This window comes from Saccharopolyspora sp. NFXS83, from assembly GCF_026241095.1.
GTDB lineage: Bacteria > Actinomycetota > Actinomycetes > Mycobacteriales > Pseudonocardiaceae > Saccharopolyspora_C.
Genome location: NZ_JAPFGB010000021.1, coordinates 1 through 18,970 on the forward strand (window position 1 = coordinate 1; position 18,970 = coordinate 18,970).

Genomic DNA, 18,970 nt, shown 5'->3' on the forward strand with positions numbered 1-18,970 from the left:
ACAGCTTTTTCCCTCGTGGCGGAGCCACTAGGGAAAAAGATCCCGCAGCGAGAAGACAGCTGAGGTTCCGCCACCCGACCCCCAAAGCAGAACGACCCCCTACCCCCGACGAGCGCGTTCGTACTGCTTGGGCCACAGGGTCTCGGCCCGCAGGCGGTCCGCGGCGTGCAGCGGCCAGTGCGGGTCGCGCAGCAGCTCGCGGGCCAGCAGCACCACGTCCGCCGAACCCGAGGTCACGACCTCCTCCGCCTGCTCCGGCGAGGTGATCAGGCCGACGGCGCCGGTCGGCACCTCGGCCTCGATCTTGATCTGCCGCGCGAACCGGGTCTGGTAGCCGGAGCTCACCGGGATCTGCGCGTCCGGCACGGCACCGCCGGTCGACGCGTCGACCAGGTCCACGCCGTGCCGCGCCAGCGACCGGCTCAGCCGCACCGAGTCGTCCCCGGTCCAGCCGCCTTCGACCCAGTCCGTCGCCGACAGCCGGGCCAGCAGCGGGCGGCCTTCCGGCCACACGGCGCGCACCGCGTCGACGATCTCCAGCAGGACCCGGATGCGGCCGTCGAAGTCGCCGCCGTAGCGGTCCGTCCGATCGTTGGTCAGCGGCGAGTAGAACTGGTGCGCCAGGTATCCGTGCGCGAAGTGCAGTTCGATCACCTCGAAGCCGGCTTCGTCGGCGCGGCGCGCGGCGTCGGCGAACTGCTGCGGCAACGCGGCGACCTCGTCCTCGGTGAGCGCGCGCGGGGCGGCGAGTTCGCCGAACGCGTTCGAGGTGGAGCTCACGGTTTGCCAGCCGCCCTCGGACTCGGGCAGCGTCGCGCCCCCTTCCCACGGTGCGGTGGTCGAAGCCTTGCGGCCCGCGTGCGCCAGCTGCACGGCGGGCGTGGCGCCGTGCTCCCGCAGGAAGTTCGTGACCCGGCGCCAGGCGGTGACCTGCTCGTCGTTCCACAGCCCCGCGTCGCCCGCGCTGATGCGTCCTTCCGGTGCGACGGCGGTCGCCTCGGCCATGACCAGCCCGGCGCCGCCGATGGCGAACTGGCCTAGGTGCACCAGGTGCCAGTCGCTCGGCAGTCCGTCCACGGCGGAGTACGTGCACATGGGGGAGACCCAGACGCGGTTGCGGATCGCGGTGTCGCCCAGTTTCAACGGGTCGAAGAGATGGCTCATACCTGTACCGACACACTTGCACGCGCAGGTATTCCGCGTCGTGCGTCACTCGGCGTGCGACGTGGCGCACGTCGCTACCGGCGGCGCCTGGGAGCTCGCTCGGCGCCGGGTGGGAATGCGCTGGGAACATCGAATTCCAACCACGTGGCATGTTTTCGCCCAGTCGTTTCCCAGCTGATCGGCAGTGCTTTCACGTCGAATTCGCCGGAATGCCGTCGGTAGGTTCGTCCATGTCGGATCCGAACGGACCCGGCGAAGGAGAAAGAATCACGACCAGGAGGTCGCACGATGGGTTTCCCCGTTCCGGTTCCCGGTAAGCGCCCGCACTTCCCGCGTCCGCACCGCCCCGCTCCGGGTGAGCCACCGCGGAAGTGACCGGTTCCGGAGGCCGGCGGCGTCCGCATCGCCGCCGGCCCTCCGGGCGCTCGAGGGAGGTGGACGATGACCGCTGCGCCGGGAACTCGAGAGGTGTTCGCCCGGTTCCGCCCGTTCTTGCGGCCGGAACGCGGTGGACTGCTGGTGGCGGCGGTGCTGCTGGTGCTGGCCGCGCTGGCCGACACCGCGGCGATCCGGATGTTCATGCTGATCACCGACGAGGCGCTGGCCGCGGGCAGCCTCGACGCGTTCTGGACGCCGGGACTGTCCTGGCTGGCCATCGCGGCGTTCGGAGCGGCGGCCTCGTTCGGCGGGTCCTATCTCGCCGCGCGCACCGCCGAACGATTCCTGGTGCGCTTGCGCGCGCATGTTTTCGCGCACGTCCAACGATTGTCGCCCGATTTCTTCGCGCGCCGGAAAACGGGTGATCTGGTGGCCCGGTTGTCCGGTGACGTGGAAGCGGTGGAAAGGCTCGTCGCCTCCGGAATGGTGGAGACGGGAACGGCGTTGTTCAGCGTCGTGCTGTACGCGGGCGCCGCCCTTTACCTGCGCTGGGACCTGGCGCTGTTGTCCTTCGCGCTCGCCCCCGCTTTCTGGCTGGTGGCGCGCAGGTTCTCCGCCGGGATGCGCACCGCGTCCCGCGAGGAGCGCGCCGGCAACGGTGAGATCGCCACCGTCGTGGAAGAAGGGCTCTCGCACGTCGAGCTGGTGCAGGCCGGCAACCAGCAGCGCAGCCAGGACGCGAAGCTGCACGCCGCCTCGATGCGCTGGTTCCGCGCGAAGCTGGCCGAGGCGCGGCTGTCCGCGCTGTACGCGCCGCTGGTCACGATGGTCGAGACGGTGTGCATCCTGCTCGTCATCGGCGTCGGGGTCTGGGAGATCTCCGCCCAGCGCATCACCATCGGCGGCCTGCTGGCCTTCGCCGCCTACATCGGCTACCTGTACCCGCCGCTGCAGGACCTGGGCCGCATCACGATGGCCGTCACCGCCGCCCGCGCCGGATCGGAGCGGTTGATCGAGCTGCTCGACGCCCGGCCCGCGGTGGCCGACGCGCCAGGCGGCACCGCCGGGCTGCCGCCGCACCGGTCCGGCCGCGCCGTCGAGTTCGACCGGGTCGTCTTCCGCTATCCCCAGGCGGCCGAACCCGCGCTGCGGGACTTCCGGCTGCACGTCCGGCCGGGCGAGTTCGTGCTGATCACCGGGTCGAGCGGGGCGGGGAAGTCGACGCTGGCACGGTTGCTGCTGCGGTTCTACGACCCGGAGGCCGGGCGCGTGCTGCTCGACGGCGTGGACCTCACCGGACTGCCGCTGCACGTGGTGCGCGACCAGATCGGCCTGGTGCCGCAGGAAGCGGACGTGCTGCACGGAACGGTGGCGGACAACATCGCGTTCGCGCGGCCGGAGGCCGCCCGCACCGAGATCGTCGCCGCCGCGCGGGAGGCCGACGCCGATGAGTTCGTCCGCGCGCTGCCCGAGGGCTACGACACGACGCTCGGGGAGCGGGGCGCGTTGCTCTCCGGTGGTCAGCGCCGCCGCATCGCGATCGCCCGCGCGGTGCTGCGCCGCACCCCGGTGCTGGTGCTCGACGAGCCGACGAACGGCCTGGACGCGGCATCGAAGAGCAAGGTCGTCGCCGCGCTGCGCGCGTTGGCCCGCACCCGCACGACCATCCTGATCAGCCACGATCCGGAGCTGGCCGAGCTCGCCGACCGAGTCGTCGTGCTCGGAGGCGAGCCGACGTCGCGGCTCGACGTCCGGGACGTGGCGGCTCGCTCCGCTGCAGGCACTCGCTCGATGCGGCACGACGTCCCGGCGGGCCGCGTGATCAGCGGCGACCTGTCCGCTCCGGCGCCGGACGACGCACCGACGGTGCGGCTGCGCCGGCCGTGGCCTGCCGGGTTCACCGATCTGCTGCACGCGCGCGGACGGCCGTGACCAAGTCCTCTTCCCGCGAACGACCGCCGGGGGCATGGTCAGGGGCAGCGCTCACTCCGGAGAGGAGCCGGTCATGACCAGGAAAGTGGCGGACTGCCGGAAGTACCCGAGCGAGGTGAACTGCACGCTCACCATCAGCGGGGAGGAGGACGAGGTGGTGCAGGCCGCCGCCGCGCACGCGGTCGCGGTGCACGGCCACGAGGACACCCCGCAGCTGCGCGCCGACCTGCGCGAGTTCCTCGAACCGGAGTCGGCGACGCTCGCAGACTGAGTCGAGCGGCGCGGGTCGGCCTCCGCGGGTGAGCGGACTCGGTCTTGCCGAGATCGCCGACGAGCACGGCCCGCCCACCCGCCGAGAGCGGGGGACGGGCCGGTCGGCGGCACCGCCTCAGCCGCGGCCGACGGCGCGACGTGCGAAGTGGATCTCCGCCGCGACCTGGCGCAAGGTCTCCGCCACCACCAGCGAGCCGTGGCCCGCGTCGTAGCGGTAGAACTCGAACGGCACCTCGCGCTCGACGAGCCGGTCCAGGTAGTTCAAGATCTGCTGGATCGGGCACCGCGGATCGTTGTCCCCGGCCAGCACCAGCACCGGAGCGCGCACCTCGTCCACGTAGGTCAGCGGGGAGCACTCCGAGTACACCGCCGGGATCTCCTCCGGCGAACCGCCGAACAACGCGCGGTCGTAGGCGCGCAGCGGCTCCATCTCGTCGGCGTAGGCCGACACGTAGTCCGCCACCGGCACCCCGGCGACGCCGCCCGCCCAGCGCCCCGGCTGCGTGCCCAGCGCCAGCAACGTCAGGTAGCCGCCCCACGAAGCCCCGGCGACCACGCTCAACGCGGGTGTCGTGAGCCCTTCGCGGACCGCCCAGTCGTGCACGTGCGCGACGTCGGCGAGCTCGGTCAGGCCCGGCCTGCCCTCGATCGCATCCCGCCACGCCGAGCCGTACCCCGTCGAACCCCGGTAATTGATCTCCACGACGGCGAAGCCCGCGTCCAGCCACGCGGCCCGGTACGCCGAGAACCGGTCCTCGTCCGCCGCGTGCGGGCCGCCGTGCAGGTTGAACACAGTCGGCACCGGCCCGTCCCCGGCGTCCGCCGGGCGGGACACCAGCGCGTGCACCGCCTCGTTCGGTCCGTACGGGACCGGCACGAACACGTCGGTCACCGGCTGCGACCCCGGCGGGCGCTCACCGGGAGGAGTCAGCAGCACCTCGTCGGCACCGTCCGCGCTCAACGTCCGCACCAGCGACGGCGTGGCCGCCGACGACCACGAGTACTCCACCGAGCGGTCCGGGCGCACCGAGGCGTTGCCGACGGTCCCGGCCGGGGTGGACAGCTCGGTCAGCACTCCCGCTTCCAGGTCGTAGCGGTGCATCGTGGTGCGCGCGTGGTGGGTGTGCGCGATCAGCAGCGCCGTGCCGTCCGGGTACCAGTCCGCGGAGACCTCACCGGGCAGGCCGAGGTCGATCTCCCGCTCGGTGTCCGCCAGCACGTCCCAGATCAGCAGCTCTTCGCGGCCGTGGCGCTCGTGCAGCACCAGCAGCCGCGGATCTCCCGCGACCGGCGCGAAGTCCAGCGCGTCCAGGCCCAAGCCCTGCCCGTCCCACTTGTCCGCGACCGTCTCCGCGCCGTCCACCCGCAGCACCCGCAGCGCCGGGTGCCTGCTGTCGCCGTGCTCGGAGTGCGAGAGCACCAGCAGGTTCTCGTCCCAGGACAGCGAGGACAGCCCGCCGTCCTGCTCGTGCTCGTAGACGACCTCCGGCGCGCCGCCCGAGCGCGCCACCCACACCGTGACGCCGTCGTCGGTGGACATGCCGACTCCGGTGACCGTCGGCCCCAGCTCCAGGCCCGCCGGGTAACCGGCGTGCACACCGGGCAGCGCGGCCTCGGCCTTCCCGCCGGTGGCGGTGAAGTCCTCGCTCACCCACGACCCGAACTCGTCGCCGTCGGTGTCGTCGAACCACCACACGCGCGTGCCGTCGGCGGAGAGCGTGCCGTGGAACGTCCCGTTCGGACGGTCGGTGACCTGGCGGTGCTCCCCGGAATCCCGGTCCCACGCGTACAACTCCCAGGTACCGCTGGAGTTGGAGACGTACAGGTTGCGCCCCGGCGCGTCCCGCGCCCAGTCCGGCAGCGACACCCGCGGCGCGCTGAACCGCGCCCGCCACCGAGCCTCCCGCTCGGCGTCGTCGAACAGCTCTTCCGGAATCTTCGCGTCTGGGTAGGTGCTCACCCCGCCGATCCTGCCCGATCCCACCGACGCCGCGCCGCCCCCTGCCGACCCGACCGGGCGAGGAACTCCCGCGCAGGGCCGTCTCCGGCGAAATCTCCGGGTGCCCGGCGGACAACCCCGTGCCGCGCCCGGCCGTCTACTCGATGTTCGCGAGACGAGAACGAGGGAGCCGCATTGGTACGCAACGCTAGGGCGCTGCCCAAGCTCGCCGCGTTGGGCGGCGTGCTCGCCGGATCGGTCGTCGCACTGGTGCCCGTGTCGTCGGCGATCGCCGAGCCGCTGCCCGCCGTGCCCACCGCGTGCGAGATCCACGAGCTGCCGATGCCGCCGGGCACCACCGAGGGACGCGTCAGCGGCGGCAGCCCGGACGGGCGGACGCTGGTCGGCAGAGCGGTCGGCTACGACCCGATGACCGAGGTCGACGTCGTGTGGCGCGACGGCGCGATCGTGGACACGCCCGAACTGCCCGACGCGCCGGCCGACGTGAACTCCGAGGGCGTCGCGGTGGGCGGATCTTCGACGAGTACGGAGACCGCCGCCCGTACGTCCTGCGTGACGGCGAGGTCCAGGTGCTGCCCGGCCGCGTGATGCCGCGCGGCATCAACGACTCCGGCCGGATCGCCGGGTTCCGGACCGGCGACGCGGGCGCCGAAATCCCCGTCGTCTGGGAACCCGGATCCGACCAGCCGGTCGACCTGCCCGGCCCGCGCGGCGTCGCCAACGACGTCTCCGAGGACGGCACCGCGGTCGGCACGGTCGAGGGCGACACCCCCGACGCCCCGGCCGACGGCTTCGTCTGGCGAGCGGACGGCACCTCCGCTGAGCTGCCGCGCCCCGCGGGCGTCGCGCCGAACGCGCACCTGGAGGCGAACCAGATCAGCGGGCCGTGGGTGCTCGGTGGCGGCCCCGACGGCGCGATCCGCTGGAACCTCGACACCGGCGCGGCGGAGACCATCCCGGACGCCGCCTTCGGCTCGGGCGCGATCAACGCGCAGGGCATGCTGGCCACCGCCACGCGGGGCAGCTCCGGCACGGAAGGTGTCCTGATCGCCGACGGGCGGCGAACCCCGCTGCCGGGCAGCGGCGGATGGCAGCTCGCCCCGCGTTCGATCAGCCCGGACGGCAGCACGATCGCGGGCACCGCCGGACTCCTGCGGGGACCGTCGAAGCCGGTGTCCTGGTCCTGCTCCTGACGCAGGCCGAATGACCCGTCGGGTGGCGGCGAGCGGAAAGCCCTCGGGGGAGGGTCGGTCGCCGCTCCGGGCGTGACGGGGCCTGGTCGTAACTTCTCGCGAAATCCTGACCAGTCCCTTCGTCGTACCGCTGCGCGTCGAGTTCGTCGGGTGTCTCGCGCATCCGATGCCCGTGAACGAGGTGCCCTGCGAGATCTGCCGATCCGGTCGAACTCCGCACCGCGGCAGGAGCTCCCAGGTTGATCGGCCGGGAACTCCGGCCGATCGGACGGCCTCGGGCGGCCACTTGGACGAGGTGCGTTCCGTCGTCGGCTGCGAACGTTTCTCCCGATCGACTTCCGCATCAGGTGGTGCGCCGGCACGGCGCGAGATCTCGACCGAGGGGAAGAACGCATGCAGCAGGGGCACTTAGCGCGTGGAACGGCGGTTCTCGTCGCAGTCCTAGCCGCCGGTTCGCTCACTCCGGCGGCCCTCGCGGGGCCGCCGGCCGCTGACTCCGCACCGGCTCCCCTGCGCACCAACGGGGCGGCCGTTCCAACGCTGGACTGGGCGCCGTGCGAAGGCGGAGCCGGCTACGAATGTGCCACGGCCGAGGTCCCGCTGTCCTATCGCGACCCCGCGGGCCAGAAGATCCAGCTCGCCGTGGGCAAACTGCCCGCCGTCGATCAGGAGCACAAGCTCGGCACGATCTTCTACAACCCGGGCGGTCCCGGCAACAGCGGCAAGTTCGCGCCGGAGCTGACCCCGGAGTTGCACCAGCGGTTCGACATCGTCGGCTTCGACCCGCGTGGCATCGCCGAGAGCGACGGATTGAGCTGCTTCACCGAGCCCGGTGATGATTTCCACTGGATGAGCTCCTTTCCCGCGACCCCGGAGCAGGAACGGGCCGCGACCGAGGAGACCGCGCGCGGGGTCGAGCAGTGCGCCCGGAACGCGGGGCCGTTGCTGAAGCACACCTCGACCGCGAACGTGGCGCGTGACCTCGATCTGCTGCGCGAGGCGGTCGGGGAGGACCGGCTCGACTACTACGGGATCTCCTACGGCAGCCACCTCGGCACGGTGTACGCGAACCTGTTCCCGGAGCGGGTGGGCGCGGTGGCGATCGACGCCGTGGTCGACCCGATCGAATGGACCACCGGATACCGGCCGGGCGAGACGACCGAGCCGATGACCTTCCGGATGGGCGCCCACCGCGGTGCCCAGCAGGCGCTGCGCGCGTTCCTCGACGCGTGCGCCGCCGATGAGCGCTGCGCGTTCCGGGAGCCGGGTACCGATCTGCTCGGCAAGTACAACGCGCTGCTGGACCGGCTGTCGGCCGAGCCCGTCATGCTCCCCCAGCCCGACGGGACTTCGAGGGAGGTGACGTACCCGACGGCGGTGATGCGGACGTGGCGTGCGCTCAACAGCGCCTCGGCCTCGGCCCCCCTCGCCGAGTTCCTGCAGCAGCTGCACGAGCTCTCCCTGCCCGGTGCCGCCGCCGCACCGGAACCGGCCGCATCGGTTCCGGCAGCCTCGGGAGGAGGCGCCCCGGGGATGGAGCAGATGCTCAGCGTGATGTGCAACGACGGCAGCAACCCCGGTGACCCGTCGGTGTGGCCGGACTACGCGCGACGGGCCAACGAGGCCGGCCGCGGTTTCGGCTCGTACTGGACGTACCTGTCGCTGGGCTGCGCGACCTGGCCCGACGGGCCCGACCCGGACCGCTACACCGGACCGTGGGACCGGGAGACGGCCGCACCGGTGCTGGTCATCGGCAACCGGCAAGGTGATCCGGCCACTCCGTACGACGACGCGCGCAAGACCTCCGAGCTTCTTTCCGGCGCCCGGTTGCTCACGCTCGACTCGTTCGGGCACGGCGCCCGTGGTGCGAGTGCCTGCATCGACGGGGCCTTGAACGCGTACTTCACCGACGGCGCGCTGCCCGCCGAGGGCACGGTCTGCCAGCCGGACACAGGCCCGTTCGACCCGGCGCCCTGACCGACCCGGACGTGCTGCCACGGCCCGCTCGACCCGCCCGACCCGCCCGGTCGAGCGGGCCGTGCGGCCGTGCTGCGGTGGCGGGAACCCCGCGTTCCGGACGGCAACCACTGGTCAGTGCCGGATGCCGGCTCCCCCTCTGGTCGAGGCCCCGGACGCCGTCCGGGACGAGCTCCGTAAGGAACGAGCGGGGAGCGCCGTTTCCAAGATCGTCTACCGGATTTCTCCCAAAGGTGGCCGGGTGGGAACTCCCGCCAGCAGTACTCTTCGGCTGTTCCTCCGGTAAGTGGAAAGCGCAGCTACCCGCCTAGCCCGCACGAGGGTTTTCCCTTCCGTCCACGACCACCTGGGTTCTCACCGGTGCCGGAGTTCTCGACTTCCTACCGTGGTGTTGTGGCGAATCACGTAGTCACCAGCAACTGATGTCGATCCACGAGGTCATTTCATGCGTTTTCGGAAGAGCATCTCCGCACTGGTCCTCTGCGCCGCAGGCGCCGGCGCCTCCCTGCTCGGCGCGGGTACCGCGCTCGCGGACGTCGACAAGGAATACGGACCGTACGACAGCGCCGACAAGTGCGCGGAAGCCGGTGTGGAGCACCGCGGCGACGAGGGAATCGTCGGTTACCAGTGCGAGGAGCGGTCGGATGGATTCTACTTGATCGCCACCTACCGGTAAGGATCGTTCGAGAACATCACCGGCGGTTCGCGTCGCATTGCCGTGAACATTCGCGCGCATTCGCCGGACGGCTCGGGCAGAAAGGGTGGGAATCACGGCGACAGCATCGTTCAACGGTGCTGTCGCAAGTTCCGCCGGGCCGTCCGGAAATGCGGAACGGCAACGACCGGAACGCGCGAACCGACCACCGAGTTCAGCATCAAGAACCGGCCACGCGCGCAAGGCACCCCCATGCGACACGGCATGGGGGTGCGTGCGTTCGCCTGGTGGCCCAGGCCTGACCGGCAGGCGGGGGAGCAAGCCTCGGCGGCACCGCGAACCGGCCTCGAACACGAGAACGACCAACGGCCTGGCCGGGCTCCCCGCGATGGCGGAGCCCGGCCAGGGGCCGCCGGTCCACGGGCTCACCCAAGCCAAGTTGTCCCGGCTCCTCGGGGAGTTCGACATCCGATCCGGCAACGTCCGCTTCCTGGCGGCTCCCAAACCAAGGGCTACCGCCGCACCGACTTCGCCGACGCCTGGACGCCGTAGTCCCGCCACGGTGCTTCGCGGCGTTGAGCCGGCGGATGAGTTCCGCGCTGGGGATCTCGCTCTGGTCGCCGAAGATCGTGCGGCAGTCGATGAGCAGCCGGGTGCGCAAGGTTCCTTCGTCGTTAGCCGCCTGATTCACCGGGCTGCGGTGGGGCGAACTCGTCGGGCTGGAGACGGAGTTCGCCCGTACGGGAGCGGTGCGGGTGCAGTGGCAGCTCTACGAGCTGGACAATGGCGAGCTGACGCGGTGCCCGCCCCAGGACGACTCCTACGCACGATCGACGCCCCGCCGTGTGTTCCAGCCGGCGGTGACCGGCTGGAACCCGAAGAAGAGCCCTCAGCCCGCGCGTCCGGTGCCTGTCCTGGCTGAGCCGTGGCCTGGAGTACCGGTGCGCGGTCGCGGCGCGCACGGGCGGGCTGACGCCTGCTGGTTGCCGATCGCACGGGGTCTGACACCGCACGGCCTGCGGCACTCGCACCGGACCTTGATGGAGGAGCTGGGGACGCCCGGAGTGCTGGCCGATGAGCGGATCGGGCACACGGACGCCTCAGTCCAGCGGCGCTGCCGCACGTGACGGCAGGGATGCGGGCGCGACTCGCCGAGGACCTGACGAAGCGAGGGGAAGCAGCGCTGGACGCTCGGCTCACCCTCTCGCCGAGGTCCCCGGTGCTCGTCTTGGACGAGCTTCTGAAGGAGCGAGCGGGGAGCGGCTGGGAGAGCTAATTTCAAGATCGTCTCCCAGAATTCTCCCAAGAGGGGGTCCGAGCATGAGAAAAAGGCCTGGCCGGAACTCCTTGCGGAGTCCTGACCAGGCCCTTTACTTGTCGGGGTGGCGGGATTTGAACCCACGACCTCTTCGACCCGAACGAAGCGCGCTCCCAAGCTGCGCCACACCCCGATCACTCAGCGGGAACTTCTCGGGTACTCGTCCGCCGCTGAGAGGAAGTCTAGCGGATGTTCGCGCGTGCCCCGGAAGGGGGGTTGCCGAACAGGCCGGTGGACTTCAGCGAGCCGCCCTTCGAACGCGGGACCAGCGTCAACAGCGTCGCCTCCGGCGGGCAGGCGAAGCGCACCGGCGCGTACGGGGAGGTGCCGAGGCCCGCCGAGACGTGCAGGTGCATCCGGTCGCCCCACGTCGACGCGCCGCGCGCTCGCGCCCGGTCCAGCTCGCAGTTCGTCACGATCGGCCCGTAGCCCGGCACCCGCAGCTGGCCACCGTGGGTGTGCCCGGCGAGCACCAGGTCGTAGGCGTCGTCGGCGAACGCGTCGAGCACTCGCGGTTCCGGCGAGTGCGTCAGGCCCAGGCTCAGCTGCGACTCCTGCGGGGGCGTGCCCGCGATCTTGGAGTACTTGTCCCGCTTCAGGTGCGGATCGTCCAGACCGGCGATGTGGATCCGGATGCCGGAGATCTCGATGTCGTGCCAGCGGTGCGTCACGTCCACCCAGCCGCGTTCGGTCATGGCCGCCCGCAGGTCCCGCCACGGCAGCGGATCGCCGTGGATCCGCTTCGTCTTCGCCGACGGGAGCAGGTAGCGCGCCGGGTTCTTCGGCTTCGGACCGTAGTAGTCGTTGCTGCCGAACACGAACACGCCGGGCCGGTCCAGCAGCGAGCCCATCGCGCGCAGCGCGGCGGGAACCGCCTGCGGGTGGGCGAGGTTGTCACCGGTGTTGACCACCAGGTCGGGGGCGAGCTCGGCCAGCGCGGCGACCCAGCGCTGCTTGGACCGCTGGTTCGGCATCATGTGCAGGTCGGAGATGTGCAGGACGCGCAGCTCGGGAGCGCCTTCGGCGAGCACTGGGACGGTGGCGCGTCGTAGCGTCCAGTGCCTTCGTTCCACGCCTGCGGCGTAACCGAAGGTCGCGGCGCCCAGAGCACCGCCGGCGAGCATGATCCGACCCAGCTTGTTCACGCCTTCCAGCCTACGGCCGGTGGTGGGCCCGCGACGCTCGGGATGGGGCCCGCCGGGCGAGCGCGCGGGCCGCCGTCGCGCTCGGGGATCGGGTCTCGCGAGCCCTCCGCGACGAGCCCGCCGCCTGATCAGGCCGGGTCGGCGTGGCGCCAGTACGCCAGCGCGTACACCCGGCGACGATCCAGCACGAGCTCCCGCTGGCAGTGCTCGCGGATGTGGTGCACCGCCTCGGCTTCCGCGCCCACCCACACGTCCGGCCGCGGGCCGAGGTCGGCGGCTCGCACGGCGTCCGCCAGCACCGTGCTCCGCCCGGCGGGAACGCCGTCCCGGTGCAGCCAGGTCCACGTCACGTCCGCCCGGGTGCGGACCTCCTGGCGCTCCGCCTCGTCGGCGATCTCGGCGAACACCTGCACCCGAGCGCTCTCGTCCAGTTCGGCGACCATCGCCAGCATCGCGGGCAGCGCCGTCTCGTCCCCGGCGAGCACGAGCCGGTCCGCCGCCGGGTCCGCCTGATACGACGGGCTCGGCCCCACCGCGACGATCTGATCACCGGGCCGGACGGTGCTCGCCCAGGTGGATCCGGGGCCGTCGTGGTCGTGCACCACCAGGTCGATCGCGAGCCGCTGCCGCGCCGCGTCGAACCAGCGAACCGTGTAGGTGCGCTGCTTCGGCTGCTGCTCGCGCGGCAGCGCGAACACCTCCGCCCGGTCGCGGCCCAGCGGTGTCGGCTGGCCGGGTCGCGGCAGGCACAGCTTGATCCGCTGATCGCTGCCCGTGCTGTCGAAGTCGGCGAGCTCCTCCCCGCCGAGCACCACCCGCACCATGCGCGGGGTGACCCGCTCGACCTCGGAGACCCGGAGCAACCGGTACCGGGAGCGCACGCGCCGCGTGCTCACCTGCGTGTCCGTCACAACCGCCGAGTGTAGGCAGCGGGTCACGGCGGGAAGATGCCCGGCGGGATCGGGATGAACGGCTGATCCGGCTGCTGCTCACCCGGTGGCCGTCCCGGCTCGCCCGGAGGGGGCGGCTGCTGCGGGGGCGGCGGTGGCTTCGGGGCCGGCGACGGCGGCGGGACGTAGCCGGTGCTGACCGACAGCGTCACCGTCTCGCCGGGCAGGGCGAAACCGCGCGGGGTCTGGCTGGTCACCGAGCCCTTCCTGCGTTCGCTGTTGACCGACCGCTGCTCGACCTTGTACCCGGCCTTCTCCAGGGCGCGCTTGGCCCGATCGGCGCTGATGCCGACGACGTTGGGCACCTGGAACTCGTCGCCGCCGTTCTCGTACCGGTCGGTGACCTCCGGCAACGGGGCCGTGGGCAGGCCCTCGTGGATCGGTTTCATCGCGTCGAACCAGGTGCGCGCAGGCACCTTGCCGCCGTAGATGTTGCCGCCGTTGGCACCGCACAGCGTCGGTGGCGTGCTGTCGCAGATGCCCTGCGGGTTGTTCCCGTCGGAGAACGTCAGCACCGAACCGGCGAACTGCGGGGTGGCACCGATGAACCCGGCGGACTGGTGGGCTTCGGTGGTTCCCGTCTTGCCCGCCATCGGCCGGGACCAGCCCGCGTTGTTCGCGGCGCCGTAGGCGGTACCGCCCGCTTGGTCGTCCTGGCTCATGCCGACCGCCATCGCGTTCGCGAGGCCCTCGTCGACGGCCTGCTCGCAGGGGTCCTCGGTGATCGAAATCGGATTCCCGTTGCGGTCGACGATCTGGTCGACCGGCGTCGGCGGGCACCAGGTGCCGCCGCTCATCAGGGTCGCGGAGACGTTCGCGAGCTCCAGCGGGCTGGTCGGCCCGAAGCCGAGGGTGAACGCCCCGATCTTCTTCTCCTTGACGACGTCGCCCATCGACGGCCCGTTCGCTCCGTTCGGCGCGATCGGATCACCGCTGAAGTTCGAGTGCAGCAGCGTCTGCCGCATGCCCAGCCGGGTCGCCATGTCGACCGTCTGATCCAGGCCCACTCGTTCCTCCAGCGCGACGAACGCGGTGTTCGGCGAGGTGGCGAGGGCCTTCTGCAAGGTCCGCGGGCCGGGGGTGACCCCTTCGGCGTTGCCGACGGTGTAGGGCGCGGAACCGTTGCGGTACTCGGTCGAGGTGTAGTTGCCGGGAGCTTGGATGGTGTTCTTGATCCCCATCCCCTTCTCCAGGGCGGCGGCTGCCGTGAACACCTTGAACACGGATCCGGCACCGAACTTCGCCACGCCGCTGGGCAGCGCGTACGAGGTCTGGCCGCGTTTCGCGTCGTTGCCGAAGTCGCGGTTGGCGACCAGCGCACGCACCTCGTGCTTGTCCTTGCCGGGTTCGACGACCGCCATCACGTTCGCGATGCCCTTGGTGTCCTTGGGCACGTGCCTCTCGGCCGCGGCTTTCGCCGCGTTGGTCGCCTTCTGGTCCAGCGTGGTGCGGATCGTGTAGCCGCCGGTGCGCAGTTCCTGCTCGGCGAACCCGGCGTTCTGCAGGTAGTCGACGACGTACTTGCAGAAGAAGCCGTCGGCGGGACCGGCTCCGACGCAGTTGTTCGGCAGCGCGTTGACCGGCGAGACGATGCCGAGCGGCGCGGCGCGGGCGGCGTCCGCGGTGCGCCGGTCGATCCGGTGCTGCGCCTGCATCGTGTCGATGACGATGTTGCGCCGCAGGGTCGCCTCCTGCGGGTTCGTCTCCGGGTTGAGGGCGCTGGGGCTGTTGACGATGCCGGCCAGCAGCGCGGACTGCGGGACGTCGAGCTTGTCCGGGGTGGTGTTGAAGTAGGCCCGGGACGCGGCGGCGACGCCGTAGGTCTGGTTCCCGAACGGCACCACGTTCAGGTAGCGGGCGAGGATCTCCTCTTTGCCGAGCCGCTTCTCCAGCTGCAGCGCGATGCGGATCTCCCGCAGCTTGCGCGCCGGGGTCTGCTCGACGGCCTTGGCCTGCTTGATCGGGTCGTCGGCGGCCACCACGTGCACCTGGTAGTTCTTCACGTACTGCTGGGTGAGCGTCGAGCCGCCCTGCGCGATCTCACCGGACATCTGGTTGGTGATCGCGGCGCGGACGGTGCCCGCCCAGTCGACGCCTTCGTGGTCGAAGAACCGGCGGTCCTCGATCGCGATGATCGCGGCTTTCATCGAGTCGGAGATCTGATCCGGCGCCGCGGGCGTCCGGTTCTGATCGAATAGGTAGGCGATCGGCACGCCCGCCCGGTCGGTGACCGTGGTCACGAGGGGCGGGTCCTGCGTCATCAGCTCGGAGGAGATGTTGTTCACCGCGTCACCAGCGCGGTTGGACACCACCCCTAGGGCTCCCGCGGCCGGGAAGAGCATCCCGGCGACGAGAACTCCTGCGAGCACACACAGGCCGAAGAGCTTCAGCAAGCTGTCCCGGACACGCACGACGGCAAGACTAAGTGGTTTTACTGACATCAACACGCCGTCTTTGGTGGGTTCCGCCCGATGTGATGAGGGTCAAAGATAACGGAGCGACAACCCTTGGTTGGTTATGGAACCGGGGGGCTCTAAAGTTCGTCCACGTCCAGCGACAGCATCGTTGCGGCGCGACACGCGTCGTGGCATCCGGTGCCGGGGGGCTCCGGACGAAATTCGGTCGCCGACGATCCAGTGAGGAGCTGGGGGAGCCTTATGTTCGAGCAGGGGGACTGGCGGGTTCAGGCAGCATGCCGGGATGAAAATCCGGACCAGTTGTTCGTCAGGGGAGCTGAGCAGCGCAAAGCGCGAATGATCTGCTTCGGCTGCCCGGTGCGGACGGAGTGCCTCGGAGAGGCGCTCGACAACAAGATCGAGTTCGGTGTCTGGGGTGGAATGACCGAGCGGGAGCGGCGTGCGTTGTTGCGTCGCCGCCCGGAAGTCCGCAACTGGCGTGAGCTTCTGGAAGCCGCGCGAGACGACTACGCGGACATCGACGAGTACCAGGTGGGCTGATTCGCCCGTCGTGAGCACGGGCCGGGCGGCTCGATTCTTCGAGCCGCCCGGAATCCCGGTTCACTCGTTCAGCGGGCCGGTTTTCGGTGGATTGTGATCACCGAGCTGCGGATTCTTGCTGGTTAGAATTTTTGGATTATTCCACTGCGAGTCGGCGGCCGATCTCTCGCAAGCCGTCGAGATCATGCACATCTGCGGGAAGTGCGGGCACGCCCACCAACGACACCTCCGGGTGCGCCCGGGTGAACCGGGCGAGCATCCGGCGTTCCCGGTCGGCGACCGCGACGCGGTCCGCGTGCACCCGCAGCACGGCCGCGGCCAGCGGCGAGTTCCCCGCGGCGTCGAGCTCTTCGGCTGCCGACAGCGCCCTGCTGCCGGTCAGCTCGGCGAACACCGGGTGCGTCCGGTTCGCGACCAGCCCTGCCAGCGGCATGCCCTCCGCGGTGAGCCGCTCCACGAAGAACGAGGCCTCCCGCAACGCGTCCGGCTCCGGCGCGGCGATCACCACGAACGACGTGCCCGGCGAGCGCAGCAGCCGGTAGGTGTGGTCGGCGCGTTCCCGGAACCCGCCGAACGTCGAGTCGAAGGCCTGCACGAACGCCGAGGCGTCGGACAGCAACTGGCCGCCGATGACGGTGGACACGGCCTTGGAGAACATCCCGAACCCGGCGCCGACGATCTTGCGGAGCCCCTTGCCGCCCGCCTTGGCGGGGGAGGACAGCAGCTTGATCAGCCGGCCGTCGAGCACCGTGGACAGCCGCTGCGGCGCGTCCAGGAAGTCCAGCGCGGACCGGCTCGGCGGGGTGTCCACGATGATCAGGTCCCACTCCCCGGAGGCGGCGAGCTGGCCCAGCTTCTCCATCGCCATGTACTCCTGCGTGCCGGAGAACGACGTGGAAATCGTCTGGTAGAAGGGGTTCTCCAAGATCTGCTGGGCCCGCTCCTCCCCGGCGTGCGCGAGCACCATGTCGTCGAAGGTGCGCCGCATGTCCAGCATCATCGCGTTGAGATCACCGGCGGGCTCGAAGTCGTCGAGGACCACTTGGCGCGGCTGGTTGCCGAGTTCCCGCATGCCGAGCGCCTGCGCGAGCCGGCGCGCCGGGTCGATGGTGAGCACGACGGTCTTGCGACCGCGTTCGGCGGCGCGCACCGAGAGCGCGGCGGCCGTGGTGGTCTTGCCGACGCCGCCGGATCCGCAGCACACCACGATCCGGTTCTCCGGGTCGTCGAGCAGCGCGTCGACGTCGAGTGCGGCGGGGGCGGTCATCGTGGTCTCCCGACGCCGTGTTCGGTGAGGATCTCGGCCAGCTCGTAGAGCTCGGCCACGTCGATCCCGGCGGTCAGATCGGGCAGCGCGATGTTCGGCAGGTCGGTGGCGGCGAGCCGTTCCTCGGCCTCCCGCTCGGCCTGGGCGCGCACCGCGTGCTCCACCGTCTCGTCGGTGAGCCCGCTCAGCAGGTCGTCGTCGACCTGCACGCCTGCCGCTTCCAGGCCGGAGCGCAACCGGTCCGCGTCGACCCGGCCCGCCGCTGCCGCCGCCACCGAGCGGGAGGGCAGGTGGCCGGGGCGCACCCGGTTCAGCAGCACCGCGCCGGGCCGCAGATCGGCGGCGTCGAGTTCGGCGACGGCCTCCAAGGTCTCCCGCACCGGCAGGTCTTCGAGCAGCGACACGAGGTGCACCACGGTGTCGGCGGAGTGCAGCAGCCGCACCACGCCTTCGCTCTGCCCGCGGATCGGGCCGACCTTCGCCAGGTCGGCCATGGCGCGGGTGACGTCGAGGAACTTCACGACCCGCCCGGTCGGCGGCGCGTCCAGCACGACCGCGTCGTAGACGTGGCGGCCGTGTTCGTCGGTGCGCCCGACGCACTCCTTGACCTTGCCAGTGAACAGCACGTCCCGGAGTCCGGGTGCCAGGGTGGTGGCGAACTCGATCGCGCCCATCCGCTTGAGCGTGCGGCCGGCGAAGCCGAGGTTGTAGAACATCGACAGGTATTCCAGCAGCGCCGGTTCGGCGTCGATGGCCAGTGCCCGCAGCTCACCCCCGCCGGGCGCCGCGGCGATCGTCTCCTCGGAGTACGGCAGCGGCGCGGTGTCGAACAGCTGCGCAATGCCTTGGCGGCCTTCGACCTCGACCAGCAGCACCCGCCGGCCTCCGGTCGCCAGCGCCAGCGCCAGCGCCGCGGCGACCGTGGTCTTGCCGGTGCCGCCCTTGCCGCTGACGATGTGCAGCCGAGCGTCGTCGAGTTCGGCGTCCCATCCGGTCACACGATCAGCGTAGGCGGGATTCCGGGGTGCTGTCTCCCGCACGTAGCAGCCATCTCCTCGTTCCGCCTCGTCATTTCTGCGTAGGCGCGCATGCGCAGTACTCAGGCGCGGGGCGGTCCGGTCGGCTCCGGACTGAGTAGTTCTGCGCGCACGCCGACGGCTCGCCGCGGTGCTCCGGGAGTGGGACGACCGGCGCGGCCGGTCATGACGCGGTCGTCGCGCGGACGGCTCGGCGGCGGTCAGTCGACGACGAAGCGGACCGACATGATCAGCGCGGTGCCCACGAGCAGCGCCCACACCGCGGTCGCCGGGAGCACGGTGGCGACCAGTGCCACGCTCGCGGCCAGCAGCAGCACGCCGCGGATGCCGGTGCGCAGCCGCCGGGTTCGGCGCCGCACCCGATCTCCGCGGATCTTGCCGACCGAGTCCATGATCAGCAGGGTGCCGATGACGAGCGTCAGCGCGATCGCCACGATCCGCCAGGTCTCCATGGGACGGAAGCTAGCCCGATCCGGCGATCGGCAAGGCGCGAACGTGTGAATCCTCGGTCGCGTTTCGGTCGTGTCCGGGCGTCCCCGGCCCCGAGCGCGGCGGTGCGGGCCAGCGGCGCGTCGCGGGCGGGGCGTCTCTACGCTGGCGGGCATGACCAAATGGGAGTACGCGACCGTGCCGCTGTTGACCCACGCGACCAAGCAGATCCTGGACCAGTGGGGTGAGGACGGGTGGGAACTCGTCTCCGTCCTGCCGGGGCCGACCGGTGAGCAGCACGTCGCTTACCTGAAGCGCTCGAAGGAGTCCTGACC

Annotated in this window: 16 protein-coding genes and 1 tRNA gene; 8 read left to right on the forward strand and 9 right to left on the reverse strand. The window is 71.0% G+C overall.

Annotated features, from left to right (window positions below; translation table 11 throughout):
* Nucleotides 1-99: 99 nt before the first annotated feature.
* On the reverse strand, nt 100-1,164 hold the full coding sequence (locus OOZ19_RS21460) for an NADH:flavin oxidoreductase/NADH oxidase (protein WP_266091943.1): 1,065 nt from the start codon (nt 1,162-1,164) through the stop codon (nt 100-102).
* A 441-nt stretch (nt 1,165-1,605) separates the two neighbouring features.
* On the opposite strand from OOZ19_RS21460, the gene OOZ19_RS21465 reads away from it, so the two are divergent.
* Nucleotides 1,606-3,474 (forward strand): ABC transporter ATP-binding protein, encoded by a 1,869-nt coding sequence (locus tag OOZ19_RS21465; RefSeq protein ID WP_266091944.1) that lies wholly within the window; start codon nt 1,606-1,608, stop codon nt 3,472-3,474.
* Between the two features lie 73 nt (nt 3,475-3,547).
* Nucleotides 3,548-3,745, forward strand: a complete 198-nt coding sequence (locus OOZ19_RS21470) for a DUF1059 domain-containing protein (RefSeq protein ID WP_323055166.1) — start codon at nt 3,548-3,550, stop codon at nt 3,743-3,745.
* Nucleotides 3,746-3,862: 117 nt separating this feature from the next.
* Here OOZ19_RS21470 and OOZ19_RS21475 read toward each other — a convergent pair whose 3' ends face one another.
* Complete coding sequence (locus OOZ19_RS21475) at nt 3,863-5,707, reverse strand: prolyl oligopeptidase family serine peptidase (RefSeq protein WP_266091945.1); 1,845 nt, start codon at nt 5,705-5,707, stop codon at nt 3,863-3,865.
* A 174-nt stretch (nt 5,708-5,881) separates the two neighbouring features.
* On the opposite strand from OOZ19_RS21475, the gene OOZ19_RS21480 reads away from it, so the two are divergent.
* The 4 genes from OOZ19_RS21480 to OOZ19_RS21495 all read left to right on the forward strand — a co-directional run bounded on the left by OOZ19_RS21480 (nt 5,882) and on the right by OOZ19_RS21495 (nt 9,553).
* Nucleotides 5,882-6,295 (forward strand): hypothetical protein, encoded by a 414-nt coding sequence (locus OOZ19_RS21480; protein ID WP_266091946.1) that lies wholly within the window; start codon nt 5,882-5,884, stop codon nt 6,293-6,295.
* A complete protein-coding gene (locus tag OOZ19_RS21485) occupies nt 6,277-6,900 on the forward strand; it encodes a hypothetical protein (protein WP_266091947.1) in 624 nt (207 codons plus the stop codon). Before OOZ19_RS21480 ends, OOZ19_RS21485 begins: the two co-directional genes overlap by 19 nt.
* 393 nt (nt 6,901-7,293) lie before the next feature.
* Nucleotides 7,294-8,877 carry an alpha/beta hydrolase gene (locus OOZ19_RS21490; protein WP_266091948.1) on the forward strand — a complete coding sequence of 528 codons (1,584 nt, stop codon included), beginning with the start codon at nt 7,294-7,296 and terminating at the stop codon, nt 8,875-8,877.
* Nucleotides 8,878-9,322: 445 nt separating this feature from the next.
* Nucleotides 9,323-9,553 carry a hypothetical protein gene (locus tag OOZ19_RS21495; RefSeq protein WP_266091949.1) on the forward strand — a complete coding sequence of 77 codons (231 nt, stop codon included), beginning with the start codon at nt 9,323-9,325 and terminating at the stop codon, nt 9,551-9,553.
* 1,356 nt (nt 9,554-10,909) lie between these two features.
* On the opposite strand, the gene OOZ19_RS21500 is transcribed toward OOZ19_RS21495, so the two are convergent.
* From OOZ19_RS21500 to OOZ19_RS21515, 4 genes are all read right to left on the reverse strand, one after another.
* Nucleotides 10,910-10,983, reverse strand: a tRNA-Pro gene (locus OOZ19_RS21500).
* A 49-nt stretch (nt 10,984-11,032) separates the two neighbouring features.
* Nucleotides 11,033-11,986: a metallophosphoesterase gene (locus OOZ19_RS21505; RefSeq protein ID WP_416309477.1), complete on the reverse strand. Its 954-nt coding sequence runs from the start codon at nt 11,984-11,986 to the stop codon at nt 11,033-11,035.
* A gap of 137 nt (nt 11,987-12,123) precedes the next feature.
* The gene (locus tag OOZ19_RS21510) at nt 12,124-12,906 is read right to left on the reverse strand and encodes a siderophore-interacting protein (protein ID WP_266091950.1); all 783 of its coding nucleotides are present in this window, start codon (nt 12,904-12,906) and stop codon (nt 12,124-12,126) included.
* 23 nt (nt 12,907-12,929) lie between these two features.
* On the reverse strand, nt 12,930-15,356 hold the full coding sequence (locus OOZ19_RS21515) for a transglycosylase domain-containing protein (protein WP_266091951.1): 2,427 nt from the start codon (nt 15,354-15,356) through the stop codon (nt 12,930-12,932).
* Between the two features lie 246 nt (nt 15,357-15,602).
* Here OOZ19_RS21515 and OOZ19_RS21520 point away from each other — a divergent pair, with 246 nt between their 5' ends.
* A complete protein-coding gene (locus OOZ19_RS21520) occupies nt 15,603-15,902 on the forward strand; it encodes a WhiB family transcriptional regulator (RefSeq protein WP_184483638.1) in 300 nt (99 codons plus the stop codon).
* Between the two features lie 136 nt (nt 15,903-16,038).
* On the opposite strand, the gene bagB is transcribed toward OOZ19_RS21520, so the two are convergent.
* From bagB to OOZ19_RS21535, 3 genes are all read right to left on the reverse strand, one after another.
* Complete coding sequence (bagB, locus tag OOZ19_RS21525; RefSeq protein ID WP_266091952.1) at nt 16,039-17,169, reverse strand: ATPase BagB; 1,131 nt, start codon at nt 17,167-17,169, stop codon at nt 16,039-16,041.
* Nucleotides 17,166-18,167 (reverse strand): ATPase BagA, encoded by a 1,002-nt coding sequence (bagA, locus tag OOZ19_RS21530; protein WP_266091953.1) that lies wholly within the window; start codon nt 18,165-18,167, stop codon nt 17,166-17,168. Before bagA ends, bagB begins: the two co-directional genes overlap by 4 nt.
* A 239-nt stretch (nt 18,168-18,406) precedes the next feature.
* Entirely contained in the window at nt 18,407-18,658 is a 252-nt protein-coding gene (locus OOZ19_RS21535) for a hypothetical protein (RefSeq protein WP_266091954.1), read from the reverse strand.
* Nucleotides 18,659-18,809: 151 nt separating this feature from the next.
* Here OOZ19_RS21535 and sp36 point away from each other — a divergent pair, with 151 nt between their 5' ends.
* Nucleotides 18,810-18,968, forward strand: a complete 159-nt coding sequence (sp36, locus tag OOZ19_RS21540) for a Sp36 family protein (RefSeq protein WP_221315950.1) — start codon at nt 18,810-18,812, stop codon at nt 18,966-18,968.
* Nucleotides 18,969-18,970 lie beyond the last annotated feature (2 nt).